General features: G+C 63.3%; 3 protein-coding genes. 2 read left to right on the forward strand and 1 reads right to left on the reverse strand.

The window, feature by feature from the left end; all coding sequences use genetic code 11:
* Window positions 1-118 (reverse strand): DUF255 domain-containing protein (locus EOA86_RS25755; RefSeq protein ID WP_128344267.1); only part of this gene is annotated, 118 nt, incomplete at its 3' end.
* 63 nt (window positions 119-181) lie between these two features.
* Between EOA86_RS25755 and mnmE the strand changes: the two genes are divergently transcribed.
* On the forward strand, window positions 182-1516 hold the full coding sequence (gene mnmE, locus EOA86_RS25760) for a tRNA uridine-5-carboxymethylaminomethyl(34) synthesis GTPase MnmE (RefSeq protein WP_128344268.1): 1335 nt from the start codon (window positions 182-184) through the stop codon (window positions 1514-1516).
* Between the two features lie 516 nt (window positions 1517-2032).
* Window positions 2033-3889 (forward strand): tRNA uridine-5-carboxymethylaminomethyl(34) synthesis enzyme MnmG (gene mnmG, locus EOA86_RS25765; RefSeq protein ID WP_128344270.1); only part of this gene is annotated, 1857 nt, incomplete at its 3' end.

Here is a 3889-nt window from a genome sequence, read left to right on the forward strand (position 1 = left end):
TTCTTGCTTCGGCGAGCGACGCCGGCGACCATGCCCGCCAATGCACAGGGTTGCCGCTATGCTGTTGCAGATAGGGGCTGGCCTCTTCGGCAAGCAGATTTTGCGCGGGCAATGTCACGGTCGATAACTCGGCAATTGTCGATGAATAAGCGAAGCTAGGGCGGTTGTGCTGGGTCGGCAAATGATTTCAGGTGATTCCATTGTTGCCCTGTCGAGCGGTCGCCTGCCCGCCGGCGTTGCCGTGATCCGCATTTCCGGCCCACAAAGTCGATTCGTTATCGAAATAATTGCCGGTTCCAGGGTTGAGAACCGTGTTGCGACCTATCGGAAGTTCAGGACGCCCGACGGATCGGTGCTGGACAGCGGCCTGGTCGTTCTCTTTGCCGGCCCCAACAGCTTCACTGGCGAAGATATCGCCGAATTCCATGTCCATGGCGGGCGCGCCGTTGTGGCAAAGATGCTGGAGACGATCGCCGGCTTTGACGGCGTCAGGCATGCCGAGCCGGGTGAATTCACTCGCCGCGCCTTTCTTAACGGCAAGGTCGATCTGGTCGAGACCGAGGCGCTGGCCGATCTCGTCAACGCCGAGACGGAGGCACAGCGGCGCTTTGCCGTTCAGAATGCCGAGGGTGTGCAGAGCGAGCTCTATTTGGGCTGGCGCCGTCGGCTCATCCATGCGCGGGCGATGATCGAAGCCGAGATCGATTTTGCCGATGAAGACGATGTGCCGGGTTCCGTTGCAGAGATGGTCTGGTCGGACGTGTGGGCGATGATCGACGAGATCGAACGTCATGTCCGGGGGTTCCGGGCCGCCGAAATCATCCGCGATGGGTTCGAGGTCGTCATCCTCGGCGCGCCGAATGCCGGCAAATCGAGCCTGTTCAACGCACTGGCTCGGCGCGAGGCGGCGATCGTCACGGAAGAGCCCGGTACGACCCGCGATCTGCTCGAAGTGGTGCTGGACCTGGAGGGGATGCGCATAAGAGTGACGGATACTGCCGGTCTGCGGGAGAAGCCTGGCAGGATCGAGGCGATTGGAATCGAAAGGGCAAGGAGCAAGGCCGGAACCGCCGATCTGCTGCTCGTGCTGGAGGATATGGCGGAGCCGATTGCAGCGGGCGCACTGCCGGCCGGTGTTCCATCATTGAGGGTCGGGACGAAAGTCGATCTGTTGCAAGGCAAGCCGCGGGCGTCCTTGCTTGGGACACCTTATGATGCGGTTATCTCGACCAGGGACGGTACGGGGCTGGCGGAGTTGCTGGCGGAGATCGGCCATCGCGCCGCGGCGCAAATTGGCAAGGTAGGCGATATCCTGCCGTCGCGGCTGCGGCACGTCGAGCTTCTCAACGAGACGAAACGCTTCCTGCTTGCGGCAGTGACAGGTGGTGAGCGCGGGCAGGAGCTGCGGGCCGAGGAATTGCGGCTTGCGGCGGATAGGCTCGGCCGGATTGTCGGAGCCGTCGACGTCGAGGACATGTTCGACGTCATCTTTGCGCAGTTCTGTATCGGCAAATGACTCACGTGAAACATTGCAGACCGGCCGGCTTCGGGTGATTCACGTGAAACGCTGAGCGTTGCGGCAGGAGGAGACCGGTCTCGGCCCCTCACGTCTGCGATCGGCGTAGGCCCTCCATGGCTTGGGCGGAGCGAACGCGAGGCGGGAGCATAGGCCCTAGGATCCATGGCCGTAACGCCAGCCGAACAATGCGGCGGCTTGGAAATGTCGGTTTCATTCGCAACGCCGCTGCCGGGCAGTCTGTTCGGGTCCCGGTGCGGCCGTCAGATAAGGGCATGGATCCCAGGGTCTCCGCGACGTCGCTTCGCCCCTGCTCCGCCCTAGGATGACGAAGGGGGATACCTTGGTCAATCTCCGAAGGTTTGCGATACTCTGCGATGGACTGGTCGCCGCCCGCCAAGACCGCAGTGCCAGCGCATCAGTTGCATTGTTTCACGTGAAACGATTCGTCGAGCGTCCTTGACAGCGCAGGCTGTCGGCGACATGTGTCGGTCGACTTGAATTCGGGATTCTGAAATGACCGATCGCTATGATGTGGTTGTGGTGGGCGGCGGCCATGCTGGTTGCGAGGCGGCCAGCGCTGCCGCGCGCGCAGGCGCGAAAACGGCTTTGGTGACGCTGCGCTTCGAGACGATCGGCGTCATGTCCTGCAATCCGGCGATCGGTGGGCTCGGCAAGGGGCATCTGGTTCGCGAGATCGACGCCATGGACGGATTGATGGGGCGCGTCGCCGATGCGGCCGGCATCCAGTTCCGTTTGCTCAACCGCCGTAAGGGACCTGCCGTGCGCGGGCCGCGCACGCAAGCGGACCGGAAGCTGTACCGGCTCGCCATGCAGGCGGCGATTCGCGAGCAGGCCAGTCTCGACGTCGTCGAGAGCGAGGTTCTGGATTTCGAAATCGACAATGGGCGCATCGCGGCCGCGCTGCTGACGGGTGGTCGCAGGCTTGCCTGTGGCGCCGTGGTGCTGACGACCGGCACCTTTCTGCGCGGGCTGATCCATATCGGTGAGAAGAAGATCGTCGCCGGCCGCATGAACGAACAGGCCAGCCTCGGCCTGTCCGCCACCATGGCGCGCGCGGGCTTCAAGCTAGGGCGGCTGAAGACCGGCACGCCGCCGCGGCTGGATGGTAGAACGATCGATTGGGCGTCGCTGGAGAGCCAGGCGGCGGATGAGCGTCCGGTGCCGTTCTCGCTGATGACGGACCGCATCGACAACCCGCAGATCCATTGCGGCATCACGCGCACGACCGCGGCGACGCATGAGCTGATCCGCGCCAATCTGAGCCGTTCCGCCATGTATTCCGGCTCAATCGAAGGCGTAGGGCCGCGCTACTGCCCGTCCATTGAGGACAAGATCGTTAAGTTCGGCGACCGCGAGGGCCACCAGATTTTCCTCGAGCCGGAAGGGCTGGACGACGACACCGTCTACCCGAATGGCATTTCGACGTCGCTGCCCGAGGATGTGCAGCTTGCCATTTTGAAGACCATTCCAGGCCTTGAACGTGCAACCATGCTGCAGCCCGGCTATGCCATCGAGTATGACCATGTCGATCCGCGCGAGCTCAAGCCGACGCTGGAAACAAAGCTAATTGGTGGCCTTTTCCTGGCCGGGCAGATCAACGGCACGACTGGCTACGAGGAGGCCGGCGCGCAGGGGCTGCTCGCTGGCCTCAACGCCGCGCGGCAGGCATCGACGAGCGATCAGATCGTGCTCAGCCGCACCGAGGCCTATATTGGGGTGATGGTGGACGATTTGACCAGCCGCGGCATCGCCGAACCCTACCGCATGTTCACCTCACGGGCCGAGTTCCGGCTGTCGCTGCGGGCCGACAACGCCGATGAGCGGCTGACGCCGCTGGCCACGAAGCTCGGCATCGCCTCGCGGCAACGGATGCATCGGTTTGGCGATGTCGTCCAGGACCTTGAAAAGGCGCGCAAGGTTGCGCTTGGCACGACCATGACCCCCAACGAAGCGGCGCGTCATGGGCTCGAAATCAACAGGGACGGTGTGCGCCGCTCCGCTTATGAGTTGCTGGCCTATCCGGGCGTCGACGTCGCCTGGCTGGCCCGAATTGCTCCGGAGTTTGCGGCAATCAACGCCAAGACGGCCGAACGCCTCGAAACGGAGGCGAAATATTCGGTCTATCTCGACCGGCAGCAGGCCGATGTCACACAGATCAGAAATGAGGAGAGCCGATTGATCCCCGCGTCGCTGGACTTTGCCTCTGTTCCGGGTCTGTCCAACGAGCTGAAGCAGAAGATGCTGGCGCGCCAGCCGCGCTCCATCGCCGATGCGCAACGCATGGAAGGCATGACGCCGGCGGCGCTGGCGATCATCGTCGCGCATGTTCGCAACGCCGAGGCCGCCGGG

The sequence above is a fragment of the Mesorhizobium sp. M5C.F.Ca.IN.020.32.2.1 genome (assembly GCF_004023105.1).
In the GTDB taxonomy this organism is placed as follows: domain Bacteria; phylum Pseudomonadota; class Alphaproteobacteria; order Rhizobiales; family Rhizobiaceae; genus Mesorhizobium; species Mesorhizobium wenxiniae.